Source organism: Moorena sp. SIO3I6 (assembly GCF_010672095.1).
On sequence record NZ_JAAHHU010001002.1, the window covers coordinates 1 to 1,807 of the forward strand.

1 protein-coding gene is annotated in these 1,807 nt (G+C 43.4%); it reads left to right on the forward strand.

Features of this window, described 5'->3' with window-relative positions; genetic code table 11:
- Positions 1 to 430 precede the first annotated feature (430 nt).
- A complete protein-coding gene (locus tag F6K49_RS45430) occupies positions 431 to 1,045 on the forward strand; it encodes a GUN4 domain-containing protein (RefSeq protein WP_229415336.1) in 615 nt (204 codons plus the stop codon).
- Positions 1,046 to 1,807 lie beyond the last annotated feature (762 nt).

Here is a 1,807-nt window from a genome sequence, read left to right on the forward strand (position 1 = left end):
AAATACATAACGCGCTGCATCGCTTCTGGCGGGTTTCCTGTTAAACTCCTTAACCACAGGCTATACATTGAAGCACGACAAGGAACATCTGTAAAGATGCGATTGGCCGTAGGCCACGCTAAGCGATGCTCCTAGGTCGCCGCTACGCGATTGACCTTTGGTCACGCTACACCAACGCATTTTGTTACATATTTTCTCTCTTAGATACCTGTTTGACCTGCGGTCACGCTTCGCGAATATAATTTAGGGTTTAGGCTCTAGGGTTCAGGGTTCTGTTGTAACTTGGCGATCCTCTCGGTTAGCACGAAAGTTGTCAAGTACCCCTGTTGTCCCTCATACCTAATACCAAATGCCTAATACCTAGAATTTATGGATTATTGCTGTATGACTTTGCCGTCAGTGTCTGGTAGTTGACTCTTGGGGCAATGCTATGGTTGATGGGTGTACCCCACACCTGACAGAAAAGCCAAAACTAGATCTTTACTATATCTTTGCTGATCAACTCCCATCATCATGGCGCAAACCTATGACACGACATCACTATGAACCTGAACTCAAACTGCATTCTGAAAAAGGATTAGACTACACTAAACTGCGAGATGTACTAGCAGCAGGCAAGTGGAAAGAAGCCGACCTAGAGACAGCCAGGGTACTATTGGAAGCAGCAGGTCGAGAAGCTGAAAAATGGCTAGATGTAGAGTCGCTCAAAACATTTCCCTGTGCTGACCTGCTGACCATTGACCAGCTTTGGGTAAGATACAGCCAAGGACACTTTGGGCTTAGTGTTCAGCAGTCCATTTATCAAGAGGCCGGAGGAGACTGCGTTAGGCTAGGTGAACGCATCGGTTGGAGAGTCAGGGGAGAGTGGATAGCCTATAGTAAAATCAAATGGAATCTAGATGCCCAGATGGGACACCTACCCGTCTGTATGGCATTCATCTGGAGTAATCATCGGTCTGTATCCGGTATCGTGTGGTTATCTCGGGTAGGGTGTGAGGCGTGGTATACTTCATTGATGCAAAGACTTTTAGAGTGTAGCATATAAGCGTTACAGCCCAAGGAAAAATTCTTTAAACAAAAATTTTAAACAAAAATCTTTGCTACAAATTATATAAAGATTTTAGGGATTTCAAGGTTAGTTTGATAAATCAAAACTACCAGGTCTATTGTTTGGAGCACGCTTTGTACAAACTAGGAATAATTTGTTAGTCTATGGGTTAATCCCCACGCCCTACTGCTGGTGCTGGAAGTCGATAAATCGTTTCCGTTTACCATAAACAAACATAATTATGTACAGCTATGAGATAGGCTGTATCTGGATAGACAACAATGCAGTATTGAAACTCTGCCCTCTTCCATAGGCGCAGATTCTTCGGAGGAGTTAACTAACAAATGTTAGCCATTGCTCGAAACAACCACATCAACCTAACCTTCCGTAACACCAAAAGGCTTGCAGTCCATCAGGCAGTGCCAATTACCGCTACTCTCTCATGGTGGTGGGGGTTGAGGTTACCTTTAAGTATGTGGTTTGTAAGTATGTGGTTTGTAAGTATGTGGTTTGTAAGTATGTGGTTTGATTCACTAGCCTTAAAGCCTTTGCTGGCAGGGGCTAAAACTAGACTACGTGCCTGTAGCCAATCAATAATTTCGATTGATTGTCTTTTCAGTGGAAGCTCCCACTACTGGGAGTCCCAGCCAACCTTAAAGTTTTTTTTGTATAACTATTATTGTAGTACTTTGACAGCGGTTAAAATCGCCTACTCGCGTTTCCTCAACCACAGAAATGACCATATAAATAATAGTAGTT

Coding starts and splice junctions, on each gene's coding strand:
- F6K49_RS45430 (WP_229415336.1), top strand. CDS start 431: ATGGTTGATGGGTGTACCCCACACCTGACAGAAAAGCCAAAACTAGAT.